Raw genomic sequence first — 23,599 nt, forward strand, 5'->3', positions numbered from 1 at the left:
GTTCTTGAGGACTGCGTTAATTGTTATTATTTGAACGTCTTGAAGAAACAGTTCCAACTGGTTCAGTTCTTGAGGACTGCGTTAATTGTTATTATTTGAACAAGTAGTTGTGTTTCTTCACTACTTCCTTGGTTCTTGAGGACTGCGTTAATTGTTATTATTTGAACTCGCTCGACATCTCACCCGCATATGCCATTGTTCTTGAGGACTGCGTTAATTGTTATTATTTGAACATAGCTTCTTTGATTTCATCAAACATTTCCGTTCTTGAGGACTGCGTTAATTGTTATTATTTGAACCAATTGGTGGTTTCCTTCTTGATCATGCGGGTTCTTGAGGACTGCGTTAATTGTTATTATTTGAACAGCACTTGCAGAATGTGAAAGGAAAGAAAAGTTCTTGAGGACTGCGTTAATTGTTATTATTTGAACAGAAGAAGAACTTAACAAGCGCGAAAGACGGTTCTTGAGGACTGCGTTAATTGTTATTATTTGAACAGTTTACAATATTGATTATGAATTTATTATGTTCTTGAGGACTGCGTTAATTGTTATTATTTGAACTTCCGGAAGTGGAACAGTAACAGTTCCACAGTTCTTGAGGACTGCGTTAATTGTTATTATTTGAACAGATGCAATTTCAAATCCTATGGAAAGCGGTTCTTGAGGACTGCGTTAATTGTTATTATTTGAACCAGTTGTTGCGGATAAATCGACACCTGCAAGTTCTTGAGGACTGCGTTAATTGTTATTATTTGAACTTAACCCGTCTTTTTTGTATTCATCACTTCGTTCTTGAGGACTGCGTTAATTGTTATTATTTGAACCCACTTGTGATTTCTGTCATATAACCAACCGTTCTTGAGGACTGCGTTAATTGTTATTATTTGAACTTTGTGAACCATCGCATGATGGCACTAGCTGTTCTTGAGGACTGCGTTAATTGTTATTATTTGAACTTAAAGCATTTATCTTTGTTTTTTGTGCATGTTCTTGAGGACTGCGTTAATTGTTATTATTTGAACAATACGTGAAATACAGGAATTTAGGTTAGAGTTCTTGAGGACTGCGTTAATTGTTATTATTTGAACCCGATTATGCGCCAATATGGAATGGAGGAAGTTCTTGAGGACTGCGTTAATTGTTATTATTTGAACCAGCTTGTCAATCATTGTGTCACCTTTTGGTTCTTGAGGACTGCGTTAATTGTTATTATTTGAACTCCTTCTGGTAATGTAATATTACTATTCCGTTCTTGAGGACTGCGTTAATTGTTATTATTTGAACTTTGTGAACCATCGCATGATGGCACTAGCTGTTCTTGAGGACTGCGTTAATTGTTATTATTTGAACTGGATTTAATTATCCATATAAAGGATATGTGTTCTTGAGGACTGCGTTAATTGTTATTATTTGAACGTTATTTTAAAAGAATTATATAATTCTCTGTTCTTGAGGACTGCGTTAATTGTTATTATTTGAACCTTTTGTTGATACCTTAATTTTTATGGTAGTTCTTGAGGACTGCGTTAATTGTTATTATTTGAACATGTTTCTCTTAGCCATGCACACTTTCTCAGTTCTTGAGGACTGCGTTAATTGTTATTATTTGAACTTATATCGTTCAATAAAGCACTTTTTCCATGTTCTTGAGGACTGCGTTAATTGTTATTATTTGAACTAGTCAAAAAGAAAGTCATTAATACTTTCAGTTCTTGAGGACTGCGTTAATTGTTATTATTTGAACAACGTCAATCGGTTCCTGCTGATAATTCGGTTCTTGAGGACTGCGTTAATTGTTATTATTTGAACGCGTTGTGTGCATTGTTGCCAATGCCAAATGTTCTTGAGGACTGCATTAATTGTTATTATTTGAACTTTTTATTTATAATATGGGAGGATTTTATGGATTATATATTTAATCGTTGTAGTATTCGTAAGTTTAAGGATGAACCATTAAAAGATGATGAAATTCAAAAGATATTAAAAGCTGCTTTTAGTGCACCAAGTGCACGTGATCTTCGTCCTTGGCAGTTTATTGTGATTCAAAATAAAGAAACATTGGAAAAATTAAGTACGGTAAGTCCATATGCTTCCTTTTTAAAAGATGCATCAATGGGAATGATTGTGTGTGCAGATACAAACATCAATCCTTCTTTAGATTACTGTCAACAAGATTGTGCAGCGGCTACAGAGAATATGTTGATTGAAGCTAATGCCTTATCAATTGGTTCTTGTTGGTTGGGAGTTTATCCTAGGGAAGAGAGATATTTAAAAGTAAATGAAATTATGAAATTACCAAAAGGAATTTTCCCTTTATGGATGATTGCCTTTGGTTATAGTGATCAAAAAGCGGTTGTAAAAAATAAATGGGATGAATCAAAGATTCATTATGAAAAGTATAAAAAAAATTTATTAAATCAAGATGCTCTGATTTGAATTGTTTTTAATTTGAATCAGAGCTTTTCTGTATAGAACAATATTTGGTTATTAAATTCTATTTAAATAAAGTATAATTGAAAAAGTTACACATTTAATGTGGTAATTATTTAATGAAAGTCATTTTTTTACCACATTAAAGAAGCCTTTATTTTTGTTTTGAAAGGCCATAAATATGATATTTTTTTAGTGTAAATAGATGAGGTGGATCGTGAAAGAGGCAAAGAAAGAGTATTACAAAATTGAAATTCTGAACTATTTAATGAATAAAGAAGTAGTGTCTACTAGCCAGCTTGCTGAGGCAGTAGGTATGTCAGAAAAATCAATTCGTAATAAGATTTATGAAATCAATGAATTTTTAAAAGAAAATGATATGGGAATCATTCAAAAGAAACCAAGAGTTGGAATTTGGTTAGAATGCAATGATGAACAAAAAGAAAGAATTCAGGCGATTTTGATTAATAAAAATGCCACATTTAATAGAGATGAAGACAGTAATCGTATGGATGAAGTATTAAAGATATTTTTTAAGCTTCGCCCATGGGAAACAGTTACAACACAAAAGTTAGCGAATGAATTATACTTAAGTTCACCTACTATTTTAAAAGTCATTCGTGAATGCGAAAAGTGGTTATTAAATTATAATGTTTCGATTGTGAATGAGAAAAACAAAGGGTACCGCCTGGATTGTAATGAAAATGAATATCGAATTGCGATGAAGAATTTCTTGATGAAGGATTTTAATGTGGAAAAAATCAAATCAAATATAGATTATTTTTTCTATAACATCGATACTAAACTAATTCAAAAAGCAATCATAGAAACAGAAAATGAATGGAATTATCGCTTTACTGATGAATCGTTTTATGAAATTTTTATCTATTGTTGCATAGCTTATCAGAGAAAAGATATTCAATCACCGGTAGTAAAAGATGAAAACGAAATTATGATCTTGCAAAAATATAATGAATATCCTTTTACTGTTGCGATATTTAAAAAGTTACAAGATAAATTTCATATTCTATTTTCTAATGAAGAAGTTTTCTTTTTGGCTACGCAGATGATGTGTTCTAAATTTATTGGTATTTCAGCTGTCGATGAAATGGTTGAACAAGTTTCTAAATACGATAATCGATTAATTGATTTTGTAGATATGTCATTACGAATTGTAGGAAGTATTTTAGATGTTGACTTAAGCAAAGATGAAAAATTAAAGGAAAGCTTGATTATTCATCTTCGTCCAACCATTTTTCGTATTCGTCATGGATTTTCTCATACAAATTCTTTATCTAACTTTATTAAAACAGAATATAAAAATGTATTTAGAGCGACAATGTCAATTAGTATTTTGTTTGAGGAATATTATGGTTTACAACTTACCGAAGATGAGGTTGGATATATTGTTTTATATATCCAATCAGCAATTGAAAGAATGCATAAACATTTTAAAGTAGTGTTAATAGTGGATTCAAATCGTGCACAGGCACAATTAATTTCAGAAAGAATAAATAAATCAATTCGTGAAATAGAATCAATTAAAATCATGAGTACACATGATTTTAAATTATATGGCGATTCTGAAGGAGACATTGTTGTAGCTACTACACAACTGGATATAAAAGATCCTCGTATTATTGTTATTCCGAACTTGTTGAGTGAAAGTGGAATTGTGAGTTTAAGAGAAAAGATGACTTCATTATTTTATAACAAGCAAACAAAAGAAAGATTCTTTTCGCCTGAGTGTTATCCATTATTGGATTTAGACTTATTGTTTGTTGAACAGGAATTTAATACTCGTGAAGAAGTTTTGCGCTTTATGGCACAATCGATGGTAGATCATGGATATGTAACAAAACATTTTATCGATACAGTCATGGAACGTGAAAATGCGACTACAACATGTATTGGAAATAATATAAGTGTTACACACGGAGCACAAAGTGAAGTAATTGAATCTAAAGTATCTATTGCTGTTTTAAAGAAACCAATTCCTTGGAATGATGAAGAAGTTGATATGGTTTTCTTACTAGGATTTAAGATGGTCAGTCCAGATGAAATCAAGCGCATTCAATTATTTTATAAAGAATACATTTCCATTATTGAAAAAGAGGAAAACATTGAAAAAATCAAATCAATGAAAACAAATATTGATTTGTATAAATTTTTAATTCAATAATCACAAAAGGAGGAAAAAATATGGATTTGAAGGATGTATTGGATGAGAGAATCATGGATTTAAATATGGATTCTAGAAACAAAGATGAGGCAATTCGCCATTTATCAAATTTGTTAAAAGAAGCCAATTATATCGATGATGTTGAAGAGTTTGTGAAAGATATTTATTTACGTGAATCGGAAGGTGTAACAGGGATTGGTAACTTTGTTGCAATTCCACATGGAAAAAGTGATTCTGTTACACAAGTTGGAATTGCGATTGGAAAATTAAATTCTGAAATTGAATGGGAAACATTAGATGGACAAGGAGTTAAATTGATTTTCTTATTTGCGGTTAGTAATGATCATGAGTATGCTAGAAATCATATGAAGTTATTAGCACAAATTGCCGGGAAACTTGGAAATGATGAAAATATAGAAAAGTTACTTGCTGCTTCAACAACTGAAGACATTAAAAATGTATTTAATTAAACATGCTTGAGCCAGCATGTTTTTTTTGTATTTGAAATGAAGTGTGATAGATAGCATAGATTCTAAATGATATGAAGATTAAGAACATGAAGTTCATTAGTAAAATAGATACTTCTAATGTAATAAGCGATGAAAATACTGGGCCAAGATTAAATTATTAAAGTAAAAAATTCCGTATTTAATCCGGTAAATTATTGATTCCAGGAAAAATAATACCTTATTAAAGTTCGGTCATTTTTTTCAAAAGGGAATAAATTACCGTATTAAAAAGCCCTTAATGAATACGCACAATGGATATTTAAACTGTAAAATAAAGACAGTTAAAGAAAGAGGAAAGGAGGAAATAAATATGAAAATCGTTGCTGTAGCTGCTTGTACATCAGGTATTGCTCATACATACATTGCTAAGGAAAAATTGATCCGCGCTGCTGAAGCTCTTGGTCATGAAATTTATGTAGAAACACAAGGAACAATAGGAACAGAAGATGAATTAACACCAGAACAAATCCAAGAAGCAGATGTAGTAATCTTAGCAGTAGATATTCAAATTACTGGAACAGAACGTTTCAAAGGCAAAAAAACAGTTAAAGTTGGAACTAGTTTAGTGACTAAAGCGCCAAAACAATTATTACAAAAAATTGAGTCTGAATTAAACAAATAAAATTAAGGAGAATAATGATATGAAGAAAATATTTGCAGACATTAAAAAACATTTATTAACTGCCATTTCATATATGTTACCACTTGTCGTTGCATCAGGATTATTGATTGCGATTGGTAACTTAATGGGAGGAGAAGTTGTTACAGATTTAAGCCAAATGACAGTACCTAGTGCATTTACTTCATTAGGTGTATTAGGAATGGGATTATTACCATCATTTATTGCAGGATATATCGCATATAGTATTGCGGATCGTCCAGGTATTGCCCCTGGGTTCTTAATGGGACAAATTGCTTCATTCTTAGGAGCTGGATTCCTAGGAGGAATGATTGGTGGTTTCGTTGCAGGTTATATTGCTAAAGCTATTCGTGATCATTTAAAAGTTCCAAAATGGGCTGAAGCATTAATGCCAATGATGATTATTCCAACATTAACAGCAATTATTGGTGGATTGTTAATGTACTTTGTATTAGGTGGACCAATTACAGCTATGACAAATGGATTAAATAATTTCATTACTGGATTAGACCAATCTCAAAAATCATTATACGGTTTCATTATTGGATTCATTGGATGTATTGATTATGGTGGTGCAATTAGTAAAGTTCCTAACTTAATTTGTGATGGATTATTACTTGAAGGAATTATTGAACCAGAAGCAATTAAAGTTTTAGCAGCAATGGTACCTCCTCTAGGTGTCACACTTGCATGGGTAATTTCAAAAGTAGTTAAAAAACGTATCTTCACAAACCAAGAAGTTGAAAACATTAAAGTTGCTTTCCCAATGGGTCTTTGCATGATTTCAGAAGGTGTAATTCCAATTGCCATGAATGATTTATTACGTACAGTTTGTGCAACTTCAATTGGATGTGGTGTGTGTGGAGCAATCAGCTTTACATTAGGAGTTGGATCAAATGTTCCATCAGGTGGAGTATTCGTTATCCCAGCTATGACTAAACCACTTGCAGCTGTTATCGCATTAGCGGTTGGAAGTATTGTTACAGCTTTAATCTTAGTATTAATTAAAAAACCTTTAACAGAAGAACAAGCTGAAGGAATTCAAGAAGAAGTTGAAGAAGAAGTTGACTTATCAGGAATTTCATTTGAATAAAATTGAGAGGAAGTATCATATATGTATGTATCAATGAAAGGAATGTTGGATAGAGCAAATAAAGGGAATTATGCGATTATGGCAATTAATTGCTTTAATATTGAAACGACTCGCGCTTGCATTGAAGCAGCGCAGTCGCTTCGAGCTCCTATTATTATCAACATTGTCCAAGAACACATGGTTAATCACTGCGATAGTGAGTTAATCGCACCCATTGTAAAAAAATTAGCACAAAGAGCCAGTGTTGAAGTTGCATTAAATTTTGATCATGGACAAGAAGTACCATTGATTAAAAAAGCATTACACGATGGGTATTCAAGTGTAATGGTAGATGCTTCAAGATATGATCTTGAAGGAAATATCAAAATGACACGTGAAATTGTTGAATTCGCACAACAATTTGATGCTTCAGTTGAAGGAGAAATTGGTTGTATGGGTGGTACAGAAGGCAAATTGACAAGTGAACAAATGAAAACAGATCCTCAACAAGCTTTACGCTTTGCGAAAGAAACAGGCATCGATGCCTTAGCAATTTCTTATGGATCAAGTCATGGAAACTATGAGCCAGGATATGTACCTGAATTTGATTTTGAACGATTAAAAGAAATTAAAAAATTAACGCAAATGCCATTAGTATTACATGGTGGATCTGGTTCAGGAGACGAAAATATTATTAATTCAGTTAAGTATGGTATTAATAAAATTAATGTAGGATGTGATTTTATGAATGCCAATACCGAAGCAATAAAAAAACATTTAGAAAAAGATCCAAATATTAATTATTGGGTCATGATGAATCAAGTAGAAAAAGAAAGCCAGGAAATTGTTAAACATTACATTCGTTTATCTGGCTCAGAAGGAAAATCTTTATAATTCAAGGAGGGAAAATACTATGTTAATGAATATGAAAGATTTACTTGCGGTTGCGCAAAAACATCACTTTGCGGTTCCAGCATTTAATATTGGATCGGATCAACTTTTAAAAGTTGTTATGAAAACAGTAAAAGAATTAAAATCACCAGTGATTTTAGAAATGAGTCCTGATGAATTTGATTTCGTTGGGAATGCTCAAATTCAGGCTATGATTTATGAAGCAACACATACAGATGTTCCTGTTTGTATTCACTTAGATCATGGTGATAAATATGAAACAGTTGTTCGTGCCATTCAAGCCGGTATGACATCTGTTATGATTGATGCTTCAAAACTTCCTTATGAAGAAAATGTGGCTATTACAAAAAAAGTTGTAGAAACAGCTCACATGGCAAACGTTTCAGTTGAATCAGAATTAGGAACAATTGGTACAACTGGTAACTCAATTGAAGGTGGTACAGAAGGTGTAATTTACACAGTTCCAGCAGAAGCAAAACAATTCATTGAAGATACTGGAATTGATACATTTGCATGTGCAATTGGTACAGCTCATGGAATCTATCCTAAAGGAATGAAACCTAAATTACGTATCGATATCTTAAATGAAATTACTAAAGAAGTTTCTGTTCCATTAGTATTACATGGTGGATCATCAAATAAAGATGAAGAAATTGCAGAGGCTGTAAAAAATGGAATTTGTAAAATCAATATTTCAAGTGATATTAAAGTTGCGTTCTATGAACAAGCTCGTAAAACATTAAATGAAAATCCAGGATATCGTGAGCCATTAGAAATTTATCCAGCTGCAATGGAAGCTTGTGGTAAAGTATGTGCTGAAAAGATTCGCTTATTTAATTCACAAGATAAAGTTAAATATTATTACGAATAAGAGAGACGTAAGTTTCTCTTATTTTTTGAAAGGAGTTATATTTATGAAATATGCAGTTGCAATTGATATTGGTGGAACTAATACACGTGTTGCACTAGTAAATGAAAACTATACGATTTTGGAAAGAGTTCAATTTCGTACGAATGTAGAAGAACCAATGGAAACATTAAATAAGATAGCTGATTTTATTATCGAATGGGATAATCCAATTCAAGGAGTGGGAATGTCTTGTCCAGGTCCTTTAGACTTAGTTAATGGTAAGATTTTGGATACTCCCAATTTACATGGAAAATGGCATAATTTTTATGTGGCTAAAGAATTAGAAAATTTGATTAAAATGCCAGTATATTTAGAAAATGATGCAAACTTAGCAGCATTAGCTGAAGCGGTTATTGGACAAGGAAAAGATTATAATATCGTTCAATATTTAACTGTTTCAACAGGATTAGGAGCAGGATTGGTAATTAATAAGAAGATTTTTCAAGGGGCACATGGATTTGCCAATGAAGTCGCAAATACGATATTAATCCAAGATGGACCTAGTCATGGAAGTATATTGCCAGGTGGTATTGAAGCTATTTGTAGTGGAACGGCCATTGAAAAAAGAGCTGAGAAGGCAGGTCTAAAAGTAGAACATGCTGGACAAGTAAATGATTTGGCTAAAGCTGGTAATCAACAGGCTATAGAAATTATGAGGGATGCTAAGCTTTATTTGGCAAACTATATTGCAGGTATTCAAGCGTATATTGATCCTGAAATTGTGATTTTAGGAGGTTCAGTGGCTTTAAAAATTGATGGTTTTGTACAAGATGTGGAAAACTTAGTGAAAGAAAAAGTTTATGATGTTGTCAAGCCATTAGTTAAAGTTGTGAAATCTAATTTAAATGAAGATAGTGGTTTATTAGGAGCTGCTTGCCTAGTGTTTACTAAATAAATTTATATAACCAATTGTCGACTTGATAATTGGTTTTTCTTTCAAATAAAAAGATTGCACCTTGATGCAACCTTTTATCAATTATTTAACTTCAGCAATGGCTTCGATTTCGCAAAGAACACCTTTAGGTAAATCTTTAACAGCACAACAACTTCTTGCTGGATTGGAAACAAAGTATTGAGCATATACTTCGTTGAATTTCGCAAAGTCGGCAATATCAGCTAAGAAACAAGTTGTTTTGACAACGTTTTCTAAACCAGTTCCTGCAGCCTCCATTAAAGCTTTAACGTTTTTACATGATTGATGTGCTTGTGCTTCAATTCCTTCTGGGATTTCACCAGTAGCTGGGTTTACTGGAATTTGACCAGATCCATATACTAGATTTCCTGTGACAATGGCTTGAGAATAAGGTCCAATGGCAGCAGGGGCATTGTTTGTAGTGATTACTTTCATTGTATATACCTCTTTTCTGTTTATAGTTTAATGAATTCCTTTTTCATATGCAAGCTGTGTAAGAGCTTTTTTTATACGGTTTAAACGAACAATACAATCTTCATCTTTGGCAAAACAAGCTGTGACAATACGAATATGGCCTTTTCCCATTTCACCGTAAGCCGCACCATCGTTTACTAATACATTGGCATGTTCTTTAATATATTGAACCACTTCATCAGAGTTTCCTAAAGCACTTACATCCAACCAAGATAAAATACCACTTTCTGATTTATTCATTTTTACACCAGGAATTGTCGATAAAATATCATAGGCAATTGTTCTTCGTCTTTCTAGGCGTGTATAGTATTCTGGAAGAATGGTTTCATCTTGTAAAGCGGCAATTGCACCGGCACTGCTAGCCGTACAAGGAGCTCCGACTACATTTACACAAGCTCCATAATATTTATCCATAAATTCTTCGTTTGTATAGATATAGGCAATGCGATATCCACTTAAACCATATCCTTTTGACATGGAACAAATGGTAACGGTTCTTTCCCACATTCCTGGTAATGTACAAGGAGAAATGAATTCAATACCATCAAAAATATGGTCTTCAAAAGCTTGGTCACAAACTAAAATTAAATCATGTTTAATGATGAATTCAGATAATGTGATTAAATTGTCTTTTCGATATACAGTTGTTGTAGGATTATTTGGATGCGTTAAAATGACCATTTTTGTTTTATCAGTTACTCTTTTTTCCATTTCTTCGATGCGAATTTGATAATTATCTTCAGGATACGTTGGAACGGAAATAGCCTTTGCGCCTAACAATTTGCAGTTCATATAATTGCTTGGATAACAAGGATCAGGTATCAATACTTCATCATCGTTATCTAAAAAAGGCATTAAAGAAAAAATAAAACCAGCATCGGATCCAGGCGTTATGACAACATTACGACTTGGATCAATGTCACGATTGATTTTCTTTGATACATGTTTGGCAATTTCTTCTCTTAATTCCAATTGTCCAATAGGCATTGTGTAATGCGAAGGAAAGCCAGTTTCAATGGCTTCTATTGTGGCTTTCTTTACCGATTCAGGAATCGATGGATCGGGAAAAAACATATCGGCCCAGGCCATATTATCGCCACCATTTTTCACAAAATTACCAGTTCCTTCACCAACATCGGCTTTTGTGACTTCTGTGGATAGACCTCCTTGGATGTCTTTAAATTGTTTGTTGAACTTACTCATATATTCACCTCGACTTCATTTTATCAAATTTTAAAAACTAGACAATCCGTTAATGATTGATTATACTTAAGGAAATTGGAAGGATACCTAACTATGAAGAAAACATTCGTGACAAAGAATCAATTAGAACAAATTTGTGAACAATATCCAACCCCATTTCATTTATACGATGAAGTTGGAATTCGTAAAACAGCGCGTGATTTATATGCAGCTTTTTCTTGGAATGAGGGATTTAAAGAATATTTTGCGGTAAAGGCAACTCCGAATCCAACTATTCTTAAAATTTTACACGAAGAAGGATGTGGAACGGATTGTTCGTCTCTTACTGAATTAATGATGTCAGAAAGATGTGGCATTGTAGGGGATGAAATTATGTTTTCAAGCAATGATACTCCAGCAAATGAATTTAAAAAAGCCAAGGAATTAGGAGCCATTATTAATTTAGATGACATTACGCACATTGACTTTTTAGAAAAAGAAGCAGGAATTCCTGAAACCATTTGTTGTCGCTTTAATCCAGGGGGAACATTTGAATTAGGAACCGATATTATGGATAACCCTGGCGATGCCAAATATGGAATGACACCTAGTCAAATTAAAGAAGCCTATGTTCGTTTAAGAGATTTAGGAGCTAAGAAATTTGGAATTCATGCGTTCTTAGCATCTAATACTGTTTCCAATGAATATTATCCTGAATTAGCTCGTATTTTATTTAAACTTGTGGTTGAAATTAAAGAAGAAACAGGAATTGAAATTTCTTTTATTAACTTATCAGGTGGAGTAGGTATTCCTTATACACCAGATAAAGAACCAAATGATATTTTTAAAATCGGGGAAGGCGTTCATAAAGCTTATGATGAAATCTTAGTTCCGGCAGGACTCGATAAAGTGAAAATTTTTACTGAATTAGGACGTTTTATGTTAGCTCCTAATGGTTGTCTTGTGACAAGAGTGATTCATGAAAAACACACTCATAAAGAATATATTGGAGTTGATGCTTGTGCAGCTAACTTAATGAGACCAGCTATTTATGGAGCATATCATCATATTACAGTTATGGGAAAAGAAAACGAGCCATGTGATCATAAATACGATGTAACGGGTTCTTTATGTGAAAACTCTGATAAATTTGCGATTGATCGTATGTTGCCAAAAATTGATATTGGTGATTTATTAGTAATCCATGATACAGGGGCTCACGGTTTTTCAATGGGATATAACTACAATGGACGTTTACGTAGTAGTGAGATTTTATTAAGAGAAGATGGTACAACGAAAATGATTCGTCGTGCTGAAACACCAGAAGACTATTTTAGAACACTAGAAGGTTTTTGGGATTAAAAGTAAATAAGACTGGTTTTATAAACCTCCCAGTGTAATAATAGGTTACTTTTATGAGTACCTGTTTTCAGGTACTTTTTTTATAGGAGGGACAATGAAAAGAAAAATTATTATAGACTGTGATCCAGGCATTGATGATAGCTTAGCTATTATGTTGGCTTTATCGCATCCAGATATTGAAGTTGTTGGTATTACGATTGTAGAAGGAAATTGTCCTGTGGAAATGGGATTTGAAAATGCCAAGAAAGTATTAAAATTTATGAACCGATTGGATGTTCCTATTTATGTAGGAGCCCATCAACCATTGAAAAGAGAATACATCAATGCCCTAGATACCCATGGAAGTGATGGCCTAGGAGAAAGTTTTCTAGACTCTGTTGCAGGATATGAACAAGACATGGATGCTTTATCGTTTTATTCTCATATTTTAAGACAAGAACAATGTAGTGTGATTGCCATTGGTCCATTAACGAATATAGCGCAGTTAATTCAACAAGACAAAGAAGCTTATGATCGTATTGATACATTGATTTCTATGGGTGGATGTTACAAATCCCATGGGAATTGTTCACCAGTTGCGGAATACAATTATTGGTGTGATCCTGATGCTGCACAAATTGTTTATAACGCTGGAAAAGAAGTACATATGGTTGGTCTAGATGTAACTCGTCAAATTGTATTAACACCAGAATTATTAGAAAACATGAAACAAAGAAATGCGTATGTTGGTGACTTTGTTGAAAAAATTACGAAATTTTATTTTAAATTTCACTTAGAATGGGAACACTTAGTTGGATGTGTTATTAATGATCCACTAGCAGTTGCCTATTTTATTGATCCAAGCATCTGTTCAGGATTTTCATCTTATGTTCAAATTGAAACTCAAAGTATTTCCATTGGACAAAGCATAGTCGATGACCATAGCTTTTATCGTAAACCATCCAATGCCTATGTTTTAACACAAGTCGATGTCGATAAATTCTTTGATTTATTTTTCACTTGTTTATTGGAGAACATTCATGAATGCGAAAAAAATTAGTGCTATTGCCTTAGCTATTTGTATTAATATCATAGGAGCTCAAATTGCTTTAACATTACGACTTCCTATTTATTTAGACTGCATTGGAACGATTTTGATTGCTAGTCTTTATGGACCTATATATGGAATGATTCCGCATTGTTTAAGTGGTTTAATTTTCTTTATGATGGGAGATGCATTTGCCCTGTATTATGCACCAGTAGGAATTGTATTAGGTCTTTTGTTTGGAATTTTATGGAAATATAAAAAAGATAGTTTATGGTCAAGTTGTCTCATTACGTTACTCGTTGTCATTCCTACATCTATTTTATCAAGTGCAATTACTGCTTATTTGTTTGGAGGAATCACATCAAGTGGATCTAGTATTTTCGTACAACTATTAAAACCAATATTAGGCCTTCCTTTATCGTGTTTTGTGATTCAACTTATTACCGATTACATCGATAAATTAGTAGGCGTATTACTTGTATCCACAATATTAAAAAGAATGCCAGAAAGAATAAAAGGAGCCTGAGCTCCTTTTTTAAAATACATATTTTTTTAATCGTTCAAAAGCTTCTTTAACTCGATCCGTTGGTAAGGCTACGTTCATACGAATGGTATTTTCTTTTTGGAAAGGTGTACCATCTTGCCAAATAACACCGACTTCAATTCCTTTTTGAAGTAAATCTTGTATAGACATATTATGTGCTTTTAAGTACTTTGAACAATCTAAATACAACATATAAGTTCCTTGTGGCTTACTTACTTGAACACCCTGAAAATTATTTTTAATAAAATCATAGGCATAGTTCACATTGTTTGATAAAGTTTCACATAATTCATCTGTCCAAATTTGTCCTTCATCACTATAAGCTCCCATTAAAGCATATACCGATAAAATATTAGGAGCATTATAATGAGTGCTACTACTTTCTTTAATGACTTTATCACGAAGCATCTTGTTGTAGATAATATGATATGAACCCACTAAACCAGCTAAACTAAAAGTTTTAGAAGGAGCATAAATCGCAATGGTTCTGTTTTGGGCATCTTCACTAATTGATTGAGTAGGAATGTGTTTATTATTATTTAATAAAATATCTGACCAGATTTCATCGCTAATCACAACACAATCATTGTTGCGATAAACTTCCATCGCCTTTTCAATTTCTTCTTTTTCCCATACTCTTCCAGTTGGATTATGTGGAGAACAGAAAATCGCAAAGTGAATGTGATATTCTTTACAAAGCTTGTCCATATTTTCATAATCCATGCGATAAATTCCATTTTCATCTAAGTACAAAGGACTATGAATGATTTTACGACCTAAGTCTTCTAATACATGGGTAAATCCTACGTATGTTGGAGAATGAACTAAAATGGCTTCTCCACTTGATGTAAAAGCACGAACAGCTGAGCTTAAACAACCTAAAACACCGTTTTCATATTCAATGGCATCGGCTTCAACTTCAACATTGTTTCTTGTTTTTTGCCAATTTTGAATGGCTGCATAATACGCATCACTTGGTGAGAAATAACCAAAATGAGGTTCATTTAAGCGAGATTGAATTGTTTGTTGAATGTTTGGAAAAGTGGGAAAGTTCATGTCCGCAACCCACATTGGAATGACATCAAATCCATCTTTAACTTGGGTTCCATAAGTTGGATAGTTATCAAGTGCAAGTGCATCGTGTCCTTTTCGATTTAATTTTGTTTGAAAATCATATTTCATTTTTTTACCACCTCTTGTATATTAAAACACAATCAAAACTATGTTACAATGAAATAAATTAAGGAAGGTCAAAAATGAAAAACGATTGTAAACGAATAGGAAGAAGTCTATGGATTTGTTTTGCGGTCCAATTTTTAGGAGGAATTATTGTCGGATTTGGTGGCCGTAATGAAGGAATCATAAATGTTTTATTAGCCATTGTATTGACTCTTAGTTCTTATTTGGCATACCGATATTTAAAAAATAATAATCATATAGAAATAGGAAAAAAAGATTTTCAAAATAACTTTCCTTTAAAAATATTAGGATCATCTTTTCTTAACATTCTTGGACTTAATTTAGTAATTACATTGTTTATGCAAGCATTAAATTGGTTGTTTGGCTTTAATATTGATACAGCACAAGTAGAAGTGAGCAATAATCTTTTATCAAATATTGGTGTTTTTATTCAAGTTGTTATTGTAGCACCTATTTTTGAGGAACTATTATTTCGAGGCGCAATATTAAGAACTTTAGATCGATATAATCGTACGTTTGCGATATTGGCATCGAGTTTTCTATTTGCCTTAATGCATATGAACTTAACACAGTTTTTCTTTACATTTTGTTTGGGATGCATCATGGCTCATTATTCTTTGAAATACGATTCTATGAAAGTAAACATAGCCATTCATTTTATGAATAATTTATGGGCTATGCTTGTTACGTTCATAACGCTTTATGGACCCACATATTTAGTGGCATTCCTTAGTTATGTAATGTTTTTTGTCATGATTGTGGGAGTCATTTGTTTACTGAAAAATATAATAAACTTAGCTAAAAATATAGAATTGGAATCTTTTCCGGATGAATTGATTTCTTATACATTCTTCAATGTTCCTACTATCTTATTATGGATTGTTAGTGTTATTTCAATGATTGGAAATTTATTATCAATATAAAAAGAGGATTGGCTTAATGCCAATCCTTATTTCTTCCATAATCCATGAAGATTGCAGTACTCATAACAAGCAACAAGTTCATCATCTTCACTTAATACAAATTTTGCACTTGGAACTTCTCCTGGTTTTAAATATTTAATTTGACTTCCTTGTTTTGTTTCAATGGCAATGAATTCAATATAATGTACATCTAACATTGGATGTTCAACACTACCAACTTTAACTGTTACTTCATTTCCGTTGACTTCAACAACAGGAACGTGTTTTTCACCAGCTCCATCACTTGTATTAGGAACAAGTTCTTTCATTGGTTGTCCACAGCACATAACAGGAACGCCTTTATCTTCCACAAATGTTACAATATTTTTACAATGTTCACAAATATAAAATTTCATATAATTACCTTCTTTCTATTCTATTGGTTTAAAATCACTTGCCCCATGTTTACACCAAGGACAAATAAAATCATATGGAAGGATATCTCCTTCATAGATATATCCACATACTGTACAAATCCATCCTTTTTTCTTTGTTGTGTTTGGTTTTTGTTTGATGTTCTTTTGATAATATGCATAGGTTACGGATGGATCTTCACTTAAAACTTTGCAATCACAAACATCGGCAATAAATAGTGTATGACTATCTAAATCAACGGTTTGAACTACTTTACAACTTAAATAGGCATTTGTTTCATTGGTGATATAAATGATGCCATTGTCACTTCTTTCATATTCAATTTCAATACACTTATCAACATCTTTACCGCTTTGAAATCCCCAGTGTTTATACGTATCAAAGGAAGATTTCTCTGTCAAAATAGAAACATTAAATTCTTTGGTTTTAAGAATCATATCGTGTGTTAAATTATTTTTATTAATAGAAACAACTACACGATTAGAAGAATTTACTTGGCTTACTGTATTCACAATGCATCCATTGTCTTTGTTTTCATCTTTGGCTGTGCAAATAAATAAACCATAGGTTAAGTTATACATTGCTTTATTGTTCATGATGACCTCCTTTAACTTTATCATACATGATTTTATTGATTTGTCATGCGAAGTGCTTCTTTAATCACATGAATATAACTATCAGGAATACGAGTGACATATAAAGCTAACAACAATCCCTTTAAAGCATTTTTCTTTTCTCGTAAATAACGAAGTTGACTAGGTTTATATTTTTTCATGAAACTCACTTCATCTAAGTTTTCTTGTTCCCAACAATTATGTAAATAGGTATATCCTCCAATTTCTTTTAAACAATTAAAATAATCATCTAATGCAAAGTTGTCATAAATATCTTCTTCAAAGTCAATGCCATGGGTATAGAAAATATTCGAAATGTTTTTATATTTATCTTTTTTGTCTTGATCAATAATGGCTAGTGATTCAATTCCAAATTTACGATACAACAACATACAACGAACAACACTTTCAGCGCCATCTAATTTCACAATACCAATGCCATGTTCATCTAAATCAATTTTTAAGCGACGAGCAAAAACAGGAAAAGCACCGTTTTCACTATCTCCTTCCACAAAGATAACTAATTTAGAAAACATAGCTTCTTTTAAATAAATGAAGTTATGGAGCATATGTTTATAAAGTTCTGTTTCTTCTAAGTTGATTTTTGAACCTGAAACAATATGTAATTGTTTATTCTTTAAAAAGACACGAATAAATTGTTTATAATTCATCAATAAAATATTAGGTGAATGCGTAACAATGAATAATTGATTTGATAATTTCTCATGAATTTTTTTAACCATACTTCTTTGTTTATAGGGATGAAGATGATTCTCTGGTTCATCAAATAACACAAAAGAAGGACAAGGAAAACAATCTTGGATTTGTTTCATAATCGAAGCAATGGTCTCATCTTCATTTAAAGTAGGATGACATTGAATAAATAAACCATGAATGGAATCAAGATTATTTGTGTTATCGTATATTATTTTGTCTTGATTGGGATATTGTATACCCATTATTTGTTCATTGTTTTCTAAATCAACTACGATTTTAATAGGCTTTGATGGATGATAATAATCGCTGATTTCAAATCTTTTTTTAATGAAAAAACAATTCAATAATTCAAGAATGTTTGTTTTACCTAAGTCATTGTCACCAATTATAAAATTAATATCATCATCAAAGTAAATCATTTGATTCGATAAATTACGATAATTCTGGATGAACGATATTGCCTTTATTTTCATAATGCCTCCATGGAAGATACATTAAAATCCATAAAATTAAACAAATTATTATATAAGATAATACGAAACCATTCCCAAATAAATCATAGAGAACAACCGAAGGAGAACCAGGGGAAGGTGTATTTATAAAGAAGAAATTTGTATCCCAAACTTTATTAATAAAATAAATAGGAATCATAAGTAGTAAAGTAAAAACAAATGTATATTTCAAATTTTTAAAATTAGGAATTAAAGTACCTGCATATAATTGAATGACAACATACATGATTAACCAAGTATGCATAGTAAAACTATTGACACTTGAAAAATGAAGAAGAGGATATTGCGTCCAATCTGGACAGGCTAAAGCGATAATGGCTCCGGGTAAAGTAAGGGCATAGATAAATTCACTGTTTAATTTGTTGGGTTTAAAGGCGTGCTAAGTGACCATAAAGATAGAAATTCCGCATAAATGTAAAGGTAAATGAGACAAAGTGAGGCTTCCTGCTGTATAATGTAAGATGTCTTTTAAGGCTTCTTGGACACAAATCAAAATGGCAATACCTTTTAAAATTTGATTTTTATGATTTGATTTTTTATAGATATTAGCCATGATGACAACAAGAATACTTAAAATAAGAATCCATGTCCAATATCCTAAATGATATGGTTGCCATTGATATTGACTTGGAATGTCTTTGACATTGTAAAAGAAGTACTTTAACATACTTATATTTTACATCATTAGAAAGTAGAAAAAAATATGCAGTTTATTTTATCTTTATTGATTATGATTATTCTAATCAAAGTTATTTTCAAAACAACAAAGTTTTTAATTAAAATTATACTTTGGATTCTTGTGATTTTGTTCGCACTAGCGCTATTTCTATAGTAAAATAGTACTATGAAGACATGGTTGTTGACATGGAATCCAGAAAAATTTGCGTGGGATTCTTATCAAGAAAAACGAAATGAATTTTCACAAGTGGGAACTACTTTTGAAAAATGGAATTGTGGAAAAAATCGTTCCATTCAAAAAGGAGATCGCCTTTTTTTGATGAAAGTGAATAGTTTTCCCAAAGGAATCATCGCAAGTGGATATGCCGCAAGCAATGTTTTTAAAAGTGATGATAATCACATGGTCTATATTTGTTTTGATTGTATTTATGATGATAAATCCCAAGAGATATTATCAATTCAATCTTTAAAGAAAATCGCGGACTTTAATTGGTTAAAGAAAACGACGGGGACCCAAATTCCTTATCCGATTAGTGAAGATTTAGAGAAAAAATGGAAAGAATTAGATTCTTTGAATTTTATGAATTCGTTTGGAAAGGAATATGTATTAGCTCCGAGTGAGTTTTCAAATGATTCTATTCCTTTAGATGAATTGTTGAATCAATATGGATTTGAAAAAACAAAAGAAAACGAAAAGATTAATGAATTTCAAAATAAAAATAGTAAAGAAATTGTTTATACTTTAAACATTGATTGTGCTAATGTGATTGTTCATCCGGATACGTATTTGAAGGGATACAATGGATCTGTTTATTTCAATCGTGAATTAAGTGCTTTTCCCGAAAATGAGGATTTACATTTTGGGATAAAGTATGAATTTGAACATGAATTTGAAATGGAGTTGTTTTTATCTGCATTTTCTAATCAGTGTACTCACATTGATATCAATCATACATGGTTGATGTCAGTGAATCCGAATCATTTTGATCACTATGCGTTTTTGAAAAAGCATAAGTGTATGTATTCCCGGCAGGTGTTCCACTATGAAGTGGGAGATACTATTTTATTATATAGTTCCAGTCCGGTTCAAAGAATTATGGCTTTGTGCAAAGTGAAGGAAATTAATTTAGATCATAAAGCATTAGATGATTCACAGTATTGGTATTCACAAGAAGATAAAGAAAAAGATGATGAATATGGTCATTATTTTTGTATGGAACTTGTTCATTTCATTGATAATGATTTACTGTCTTTTGAAAATTTAAAAGAACATGGATTGAAGAATGCACCACAGTGTGCTATGAAATTAAAAAAGGAATTGTATCAGTATATTTTTTATGAAGCTCGAATATAAAAAAAGTGGCGCAAGAACAGGGATTTGAACCCTGGCATCGCTTGCACGATCTACTCGCTTTCCAAGCGAGCCCCTTCAGCCACTTGGGTATTCTTGCGTACTAAAAGGATACATGATTCAAATAAAGAAGTCAAACGGAGGAAAAGAAATGAAATACGATGTAGCTATTATTGGAGCTGGACCAGGAGGAATTTATTCTGCTTATGAATTGGCAACAAAATCTAATTTGTCAATTGCGATTTTTGATGCAGGACATACATTAAATAGACGTAAATGTCCAATTGATGGAAATAAAATCACAAATTGTATTAATTGTAAAAGTTGTTCAATCATGAATGGATTCGGTGGAGCTGGAGCATTTAGTGATGGTAAATACAATATCACAAATGACTTTGGTGGTACTCTATATGAATACATTGGAAAAGAAAAAGCTACAGAATTAATGAAATATGTTGATGATATCAACATGGAATATGGTGGACAAGGTACTAAGATGTATTCTACAGCTGGTTCAAATTTCAAGAAAATTTGTATGCAGAATAAACTTCAATTATTGGATGCATCTGTTCGTCACTTGGGTACAGATGTGAACTATATTGTATTAGAAAACTTATATAACTTATTAAAAGATAAAGTTGATTTTTACTTTGATACACCAATTGAAAAATTAGAAGTATTAGAACAAGGATATCGTTTATACTATAAAGATCAATCAATTGATTGTGATAAATGTATCGTTTCAGTTGGTCGTTCCGGATCAAAATGGATGGAAAGAGTTTGTGAAGATCTACAAATCCCAACAAAATCAAATCGTGTGGATTTAGGTGTTCGTGTTGAATTACCAGCTGTAATTTTCTCACATTTAACTGATCAATTATATGAAAGTAAAATCGTATATCGTACCGAAAAATTCGAAGATAAAGTTCGTACTTTCTGTATGAATCCAAATGGAATCGTTGTTAGCGAAAACACAAACGGTATTATTACTGTAAATGGACATAGCTTTAATGGAGAAGACAAGAAAACAGATAACACAAACTTTGCCTTATTGGTTTCTAAACAATTCTCAGAACCATTCAAAGATTCAAACGGATATGGTGAAAGTATTGCTCGTTTATCAAATATGTTAGGTGGAGGCGTTATCGTACAACGTTTCGGTGACCTTGAAAGAGGACGTCGTTCAACTGTTAAACGAATTGAAGAAGGTATGGTTCGTCCTACATTAAAAGCAACACCAGGAGACTTAAGTTTAGTTCTTCCTAAACGTATTTTAGATGGAATCATTGAAATGATTCATGCTTTAGATAAAATTGCACCAGGTACTGCCAACGATGATACTTTATTATATGGTGTAGAAGTTAAGTTCTATAACATGGAAGTAGATATCGATGAAAACCTAGAAACAAAATACAAAGGATTATATGTAATTGGAGACGGTTCAGGAGTTACTCACTCATTGTCTCATGCATCTGCTTCCGGTGTATATGTAGCCCGCAATATTTTAAATCAGGAGTAATTCATGCTTCAAAAAGAAAGACACGATCATATTCTTGCGAAATTAAATCTAGAATCATCGATTCGTGTTCGTGATATAGCTCAAGAATATGAAGTGACAGAAGATTGTATTCGAAAAGACTTAGCTATCCTAGAAAAAGAAGGAAAATTAAAAAGAGTGCATGGAGGAGCAATTAGTATTCGAGAAAATCCGCATACTTTTAATGTTTCCGCACGCTTAGATAAATATGTAGAAGAAAAGAAGATCATTGCTCAAAAGGCGGTTCAGTTAATTAAACCTGGGGCAATGGTGTTCTTAGGTATTTCAACTTCAAATATTGAAATTGCTAAGTTAATTTATCAAAAGAATTTGAATATAACGGTTGTTACGAATAGTGTTGATATTTTATTAATTTTCAGTGCTGAATGTGATACAAATTTAATTTTTATTGGTGGTGGATTTAATCGTACGAAAGATGGATTTGTGGGTGCCATCACAAATGATTTATTAAAAGATTATCAATTTGATTTGTCGTTTCTAGGTGTTGTAGGAATTGATTTAAATAAAAATCAATTAACTACTTATGATGTGAATGATGGAATGACAAAGAAAATGGTACTTTCTCGTTCAAAACATAGCTATGTTGTTGTTGAAGGTGTTAAATTTGAACAAGATGGAAATTTTGTTTGTGCGCATTTAGAAGATTTTGATGGAATTATTACAGATCGTGTATTGAATGATAAACAAAGAAGTATTATAGAAAAAAAAGGACTAGTGATTATCTAGTCTTTTTTGTCGTAGTATTTTTTTAATATATAGAAATTAAAGTAAAAACAAAGTAGAAAACAAATTTCACAAATTATGAATAAGATATATAAAAATGATTTTTTAGGACAAAAAGTATATACCAGGGAATTGGCAACAATTAATATTCAAAATACAATTTGACCTAGTATTTTACTTAATTGTTTTCGTTCTATAAAGTAATTATTTATTTTGTTTAATATTTTTTTGATTTTTGACATACAAATACCTTCTAATAATTTTTATTATCTGTAATCCATTTATCTAAAATATCATATTGATTGTTTTCTAGAATAGGCAATTGATTTCTTGGTGTAGCATCTTCAATCCAATATACAGTGGGAACAAGTGAAAAATCTTCAAAAGTAGTTTAAAAAAAATTCAAATTTTCATTATAGTCTTTTTCGTTTAAATCAGTAAAAAATCTAAAAATGATTTCATCATTATTTAAAAAATATTCATTCTCGATTTTTTCTAAATCCTTGCAAAAAGGACAAGTTGTCTTAGTGAATTGCAATATAAAGGTATCTTTGTTTTCTATTTTATTAACAAGTTCTTTATATGTAATGTCAATAAATTGACCCTGTGTTTCACTTTTAATGTTTTGACACCCAAAAGAAAAAATAATCAAGAATGAGATAATTAAAAACCTATAAACATTTTTTATAGTAATCACACTCCTTAAAAATAATTGTTTTTGTATAGTGTTAAAAAAGATGTTCCAAGTAA

Annotated in this window: 22 protein-coding genes, 1 tRNA gene, 1 pseudogene and 1 CRISPR repeat array; of the genes and pseudogenes, 15 read left to right on the forward strand and 9 right to left on the reverse strand. The window is 31.7% G+C overall.

Annotated elements, in window-relative coordinates:
- Nucleotides 1–1,877: a CRISPR direct-repeat array (repeat unit 36 nt; unit sequence GTTCTTGAGGACTGCGTTAATTGTTATTATTTGAAC).
- 27 nt (nucleotides 1,878–1,904) lie between these two features.
- The 8 genes from ACI313_RS04590 (at nucleotide 1,905) to ACI313_RS04625 (ending at nucleotide 9,552) form a co-directional block, all read left to right on the forward strand.
- Nucleotides 1,905–2,438, forward strand: a complete 534-nt coding sequence (locus ACI313_RS04590) for a nitroreductase family protein (protein ID WP_439755402.1) — start codon at nucleotides 1,905–1,907, stop codon at nucleotides 2,436–2,438.
- 211 nt (nucleotides 2,439–2,649) lie between these two features.
- Entirely contained in the window at nucleotides 2,650–4,614 is a 1,965-nt protein-coding gene (locus ACI313_RS04595; protein ID WP_439755403.1) for a BglG family transcription antiterminator, read from the forward strand.
- A 20-nt stretch (nucleotides 4,615–4,634) separates the two neighbouring features.
- Nucleotides 4,635–5,084 carry a PTS sugar transporter subunit IIA gene (locus tag ACI313_RS04600; protein WP_320608597.1) on the forward strand — a complete coding sequence of 150 codons (450 nt, stop codon included), beginning with the start codon at nucleotides 4,635–4,637 and terminating at the stop codon, nucleotides 5,082–5,084.
- Between the two features lie 349 nt (nucleotides 5,085–5,433).
- On the forward strand, nucleotides 5,434–5,745 hold the full coding sequence (locus ACI313_RS04605) for a PTS fructose transporter subunit IIB (RefSeq protein WP_439755404.1): 312 nt from the start codon (nucleotides 5,434–5,436) through the stop codon (nucleotides 5,743–5,745).
- Between the two features lie 19 nt (nucleotides 5,746–5,764).
- On the forward strand, nucleotides 5,765–6,856 hold the full coding sequence (locus tag ACI313_RS04610; RefSeq protein WP_320608599.1) for a PTS fructose transporter subunit IIC: 1,092 nt from the start codon (nucleotides 5,765–5,767) through the stop codon (nucleotides 6,854–6,856).
- 21 nt (nucleotides 6,857–6,877) lie between these two features.
- Entirely contained in the window at nucleotides 6,878–7,729 is an 852-nt protein-coding gene (locus tag ACI313_RS04615; protein ID WP_320608600.1) for a class II fructose-bisphosphate aldolase, read from the forward strand.
- Between the two features lie 19 nt (nucleotides 7,730–7,748).
- Nucleotides 7,749–8,618: a ketose-bisphosphate aldolase gene (locus ACI313_RS04620; RefSeq protein WP_320608601.1), complete on the forward strand. Its 870-nt coding sequence runs from the start codon at nucleotides 7,749–7,751 to the stop codon at nucleotides 8,616–8,618.
- Between the two features lie 43 nt (nucleotides 8,619–8,661).
- Nucleotides 8,662–9,552 carry an ROK family protein gene (locus ACI313_RS04625; protein ID WP_320608602.1) on the forward strand — a complete coding sequence of 297 codons (891 nt, stop codon included), beginning with the start codon at nucleotides 8,662–8,664 and terminating at the stop codon, nucleotides 9,550–9,552.
- A gap of 81 nt (nucleotides 9,553–9,633) precedes the next feature.
- Here the strand turns inward: ACI313_RS04625 and ACI313_RS04630 are convergent, their stop codons facing one another.
- On the reverse strand, nucleotides 9,634–10,005 hold the full coding sequence (locus ACI313_RS04630) for a RidA family protein (protein ID WP_320608603.1): 372 nt from the start codon (nucleotides 10,003–10,005) through the stop codon (nucleotides 9,634–9,636).
- A 27-nt stretch (nucleotides 10,006–10,032) separates the two neighbouring features.
- Entirely contained in the window at nucleotides 10,033–11,247 is a 1,215-nt protein-coding gene (locus tag ACI313_RS04635) for a pyridoxal phosphate-dependent aminotransferase (RefSeq protein WP_439755405.1), read from the reverse strand.
- 93 nt (nucleotides 11,248–11,340) lie between these two features.
- Here ACI313_RS04635 and ACI313_RS04640 point away from each other — a divergent pair, with 93 nt between their 5' ends.
- From ACI313_RS04640 to ACI313_RS04650, 3 genes are all read left to right on the forward strand, one after another.
- The gene (locus ACI313_RS04640) at nucleotides 11,341–12,588 is read left to right on the forward strand and encodes a diaminopimelate decarboxylase (protein ID WP_320608605.1); all 1,248 of its coding nucleotides are present in this window, start codon (nucleotides 11,341–11,343) and stop codon (nucleotides 12,586–12,588) included.
- 94 nt (nucleotides 12,589–12,682) lie between these two features.
- Nucleotides 12,683–13,627: a nucleoside hydrolase gene (locus ACI313_RS04645; RefSeq protein ID WP_320608606.1), complete on the forward strand. Its 945-nt coding sequence runs from the start codon at nucleotides 12,683–12,685 to the stop codon at nucleotides 13,625–13,627.
- Nucleotides 13,608–14,141, forward strand: coding sequence for an ECF transporter S component (locus tag ACI313_RS04650; protein ID WP_320608607.1), 534 nt, complete (start codon nucleotides 13,608–13,610; stop codon nucleotides 14,139–14,141). The genes ACI313_RS04645 and ACI313_RS04650 overlap by 20 nt, the downstream gene beginning before the upstream one ends.
- Nucleotides 14,142–14,150: 9 nt before the next feature.
- On the opposite strand, the gene ACI313_RS04655 is transcribed toward ACI313_RS04650, so the two are convergent.
- Nucleotides 14,151–15,341 (reverse strand): MalY/PatB family protein, encoded by a 1,191-nt coding sequence (locus ACI313_RS04655; RefSeq protein WP_320608432.1) that lies wholly within the window; start codon nucleotides 15,339–15,341, stop codon nucleotides 14,151–14,153.
- Nucleotides 15,342–15,415: 74 nt separating this feature from the next.
- On the opposite strand from ACI313_RS04655, the gene ACI313_RS04660 reads away from it, so the two are divergent.
- Nucleotides 15,416–16,282, forward strand: coding sequence for a CPBP family intramembrane glutamic endopeptidase (locus ACI313_RS04660; protein ID WP_320608433.1), 867 nt, complete (start codon nucleotides 15,416–15,418; stop codon nucleotides 16,280–16,282).
- 26 nt (nucleotides 16,283–16,308) lie between these two features.
- On the opposite strand, the gene ACI313_RS04665 is transcribed toward ACI313_RS04660, so the two are convergent.
- The 4 genes and pseudogenes from ACI313_RS04665 to ACI313_RS04680 all read right to left on the reverse strand — a co-directional run bounded on the left by ACI313_RS04665 (nucleotide 16,309) and on the right by ACI313_RS04680 (nucleotide 19,206).
- Nucleotides 16,309–16,677, reverse strand: coding sequence for a desulfoferrodoxin family protein (locus tag ACI313_RS04665; RefSeq protein WP_320608434.1), 369 nt, complete (start codon nucleotides 16,675–16,677; stop codon nucleotides 16,309–16,311).
- Between the two features lie 15 nt (nucleotides 16,678–16,692).
- Entirely contained in the window at nucleotides 16,693–17,292 is a 600-nt protein-coding gene (locus ACI313_RS04670) for a flavin reductase (protein ID WP_439755406.1), read from the reverse strand.
- 32 nt (nucleotides 17,293–17,324) lie between these two features.
- Entirely contained in the window at nucleotides 17,325–18,500 is a 1,176-nt protein-coding gene (locus tag ACI313_RS04675) for an ATP-dependent nuclease (RefSeq protein ID WP_320608436.1), read from the reverse strand.
- Nucleotides 18,460–19,206: pseudogene (locus tag ACI313_RS04680) on the reverse strand (YwaF family protein). Before ACI313_RS04680 ends, ACI313_RS04675 begins: the two are co-directional and overlap by 41 nt.
- 177 nt (nucleotides 19,207–19,383) lie before the next feature.
- Between ACI313_RS04680 and ACI313_RS04685 the strand changes: the two are divergent.
- Nucleotides 19,384–20,571, forward strand: coding sequence for an EVE domain-containing protein (locus tag ACI313_RS04685; protein WP_320608438.1), 1,188 nt, complete (start codon nucleotides 19,384–19,386; stop codon nucleotides 20,569–20,571).
- A gap of 6 nt (nucleotides 20,572–20,577) precedes the next feature.
- On the opposite strand, the gene ACI313_RS04690 is transcribed toward ACI313_RS04685, so the two are convergent.
- A tRNA-Ser gene (locus ACI313_RS04690) sits at nucleotides 20,578–20,668 on the reverse strand.
- A gap of 51 nt (nucleotides 20,669–20,719) precedes the next feature.
- On the opposite strand from ACI313_RS04690, the gene ACI313_RS04695 reads away from it, so the two are divergent.
- Together ACI313_RS04695 and ACI313_RS04700 are read left to right on the forward strand one after the other, a co-directional pair.
- On the forward strand, nucleotides 20,720–22,087 hold the full coding sequence (locus ACI313_RS04695) for an NAD(P)/FAD-dependent oxidoreductase (RefSeq protein WP_439755407.1): 1,368 nt from the start codon (nucleotides 20,720–20,722) through the stop codon (nucleotides 22,085–22,087).
- Between the two features lie 3 nt (nucleotides 22,088–22,090).
- Nucleotides 22,091–22,852, forward strand: a complete 762-nt coding sequence (locus ACI313_RS04700) for a DeoR/GlpR family DNA-binding transcription regulator (RefSeq protein ID WP_320608440.1) — start codon at nucleotides 22,091–22,093, stop codon at nucleotides 22,850–22,852.
- 388 nt (nucleotides 22,853–23,240) lie between these two features.
- Here the strand turns inward: ACI313_RS04700 and ACI313_RS04705 are convergent, their stop codons facing one another.
- Nucleotides 23,241–23,546, reverse strand: coding sequence for a hypothetical protein (locus tag ACI313_RS04705; protein ID WP_320608441.1), 306 nt, complete (start codon nucleotides 23,544–23,546; stop codon nucleotides 23,241–23,243).
- Nucleotides 23,547–23,599 lie beyond the last annotated feature (53 nt).

The organism is Floccifex sp. (assembly GCF_051873495.1).
GTDB lineage: Bacteria > Bacillota_I > Bacilli_A > Erysipelotrichales > Erysipelotrichaceae > Floccifex.

Coding starts and splice junctions, on each gene's coding strand:
- ACI313_RS04610 (WP_320608599.1), top strand. CDS start 5,765: ATGAAGAAAATATTTGCAGACATTAAAAAACATTTATTAACTGCCATT.
- ACI313_RS04670 (WP_439755406.1), bottom strand. CDS start 17,292: ATGAACAATAAAGCAATGTATAACTTAACCTATGGTTTATTTATTTGC.
- ACI313_RS04640 (WP_320608605.1), top strand. CDS start 11,341: ATGAAGAAAACATTCGTGACAAAGAATCAATTAGAACAAATTTGTGAA.
- ACI313_RS04635 (WP_439755405.1), bottom strand. CDS start 11,247: ATGAGTAAGTTCAACAAACAATTTAAAGACATCCAAGGAGGTCTATCC.
- ACI313_RS04600 (WP_320608597.1), top strand. CDS start 4,635: ATGGATTTGAAGGATGTATTGGATGAGAGAATCATGGATTTAAATATG.
- ACI313_RS04675 (WP_320608436.1), bottom strand. CDS start 18,500: ATGAAAATAAAGGCAATATCGTTCATCCAGAATTATCGTAATTTATCG.
- ACI313_RS04620 (WP_320608601.1), top strand. CDS start 7,749: ATGTTAATGAATATGAAAGATTTACTTGCGGTTGCGCAAAAACATCAC.
- ACI313_RS04615 (WP_320608600.1), top strand. CDS start 6,878: ATGTATGTATCAATGAAAGGAATGTTGGATAGAGCAAATAAAGGGAAT.
- ACI313_RS04590 (WP_439755402.1), top strand. CDS start 1,905: ATGGATTATATATTTAATCGTTGTAGTATTCGTAAGTTTAAGGATGAA.
- ACI313_RS04630 (WP_320608603.1), bottom strand. CDS start 10,005: ATGAAAGTAATCACTACAAACAATGCCCCTGCTGCCATTGGACCTTAT.
- ACI313_RS04605 (WP_439755404.1), top strand. CDS start 5,434: ATGAAAATCGTTGCTGTAGCTGCTTGTACATCAGGTATTGCTCATACA.
- ACI313_RS04645 (WP_320608606.1), top strand. CDS start 12,683: ATGAAAAGAAAAATTATTATAGACTGTGATCCAGGCATTGATGATAGC.
- ACI313_RS04650 (WP_320608607.1), top strand. CDS start 13,608: ATGAATGCGAAAAAAATTAGTGCTATTGCCTTAGCTATTTGTATTAAT.
- ACI313_RS04665 (WP_320608434.1), bottom strand. CDS start 16,677: ATGAAATTTTATATTTGTGAACATTGTAAAAATATTGTAACATTTGTG.
- ACI313_RS04695 (WP_439755407.1), top strand. CDS start 20,720: ATGAAATACGATGTAGCTATTATTGGAGCTGGACCAGGAGGAATTTAT.
- ACI313_RS04685 (WP_320608438.1), top strand. CDS start 19,384: ATGAAGACATGGTTGTTGACATGGAATCCAGAAAAATTTGCGTGGGAT.
- ACI313_RS04655 (WP_320608432.1), bottom strand. CDS start 15,341: ATGAAATATGATTTTCAAACAAAATTAAATCGAAAAGGACACGATGCA.
- ACI313_RS04625 (WP_320608602.1), top strand. CDS start 8,662: ATGAAATATGCAGTTGCAATTGATATTGGTGGAACTAATACACGTGTT.
- ACI313_RS04660 (WP_320608433.1), top strand. CDS start 15,416: ATGAAAAACGATTGTAAACGAATAGGAAGAAGTCTATGGATTTGTTTT.
- ACI313_RS04700 (WP_320608440.1), top strand. CDS start 22,091: ATGCTTCAAAAAGAAAGACACGATCATATTCTTGCGAAATTAAATCTA.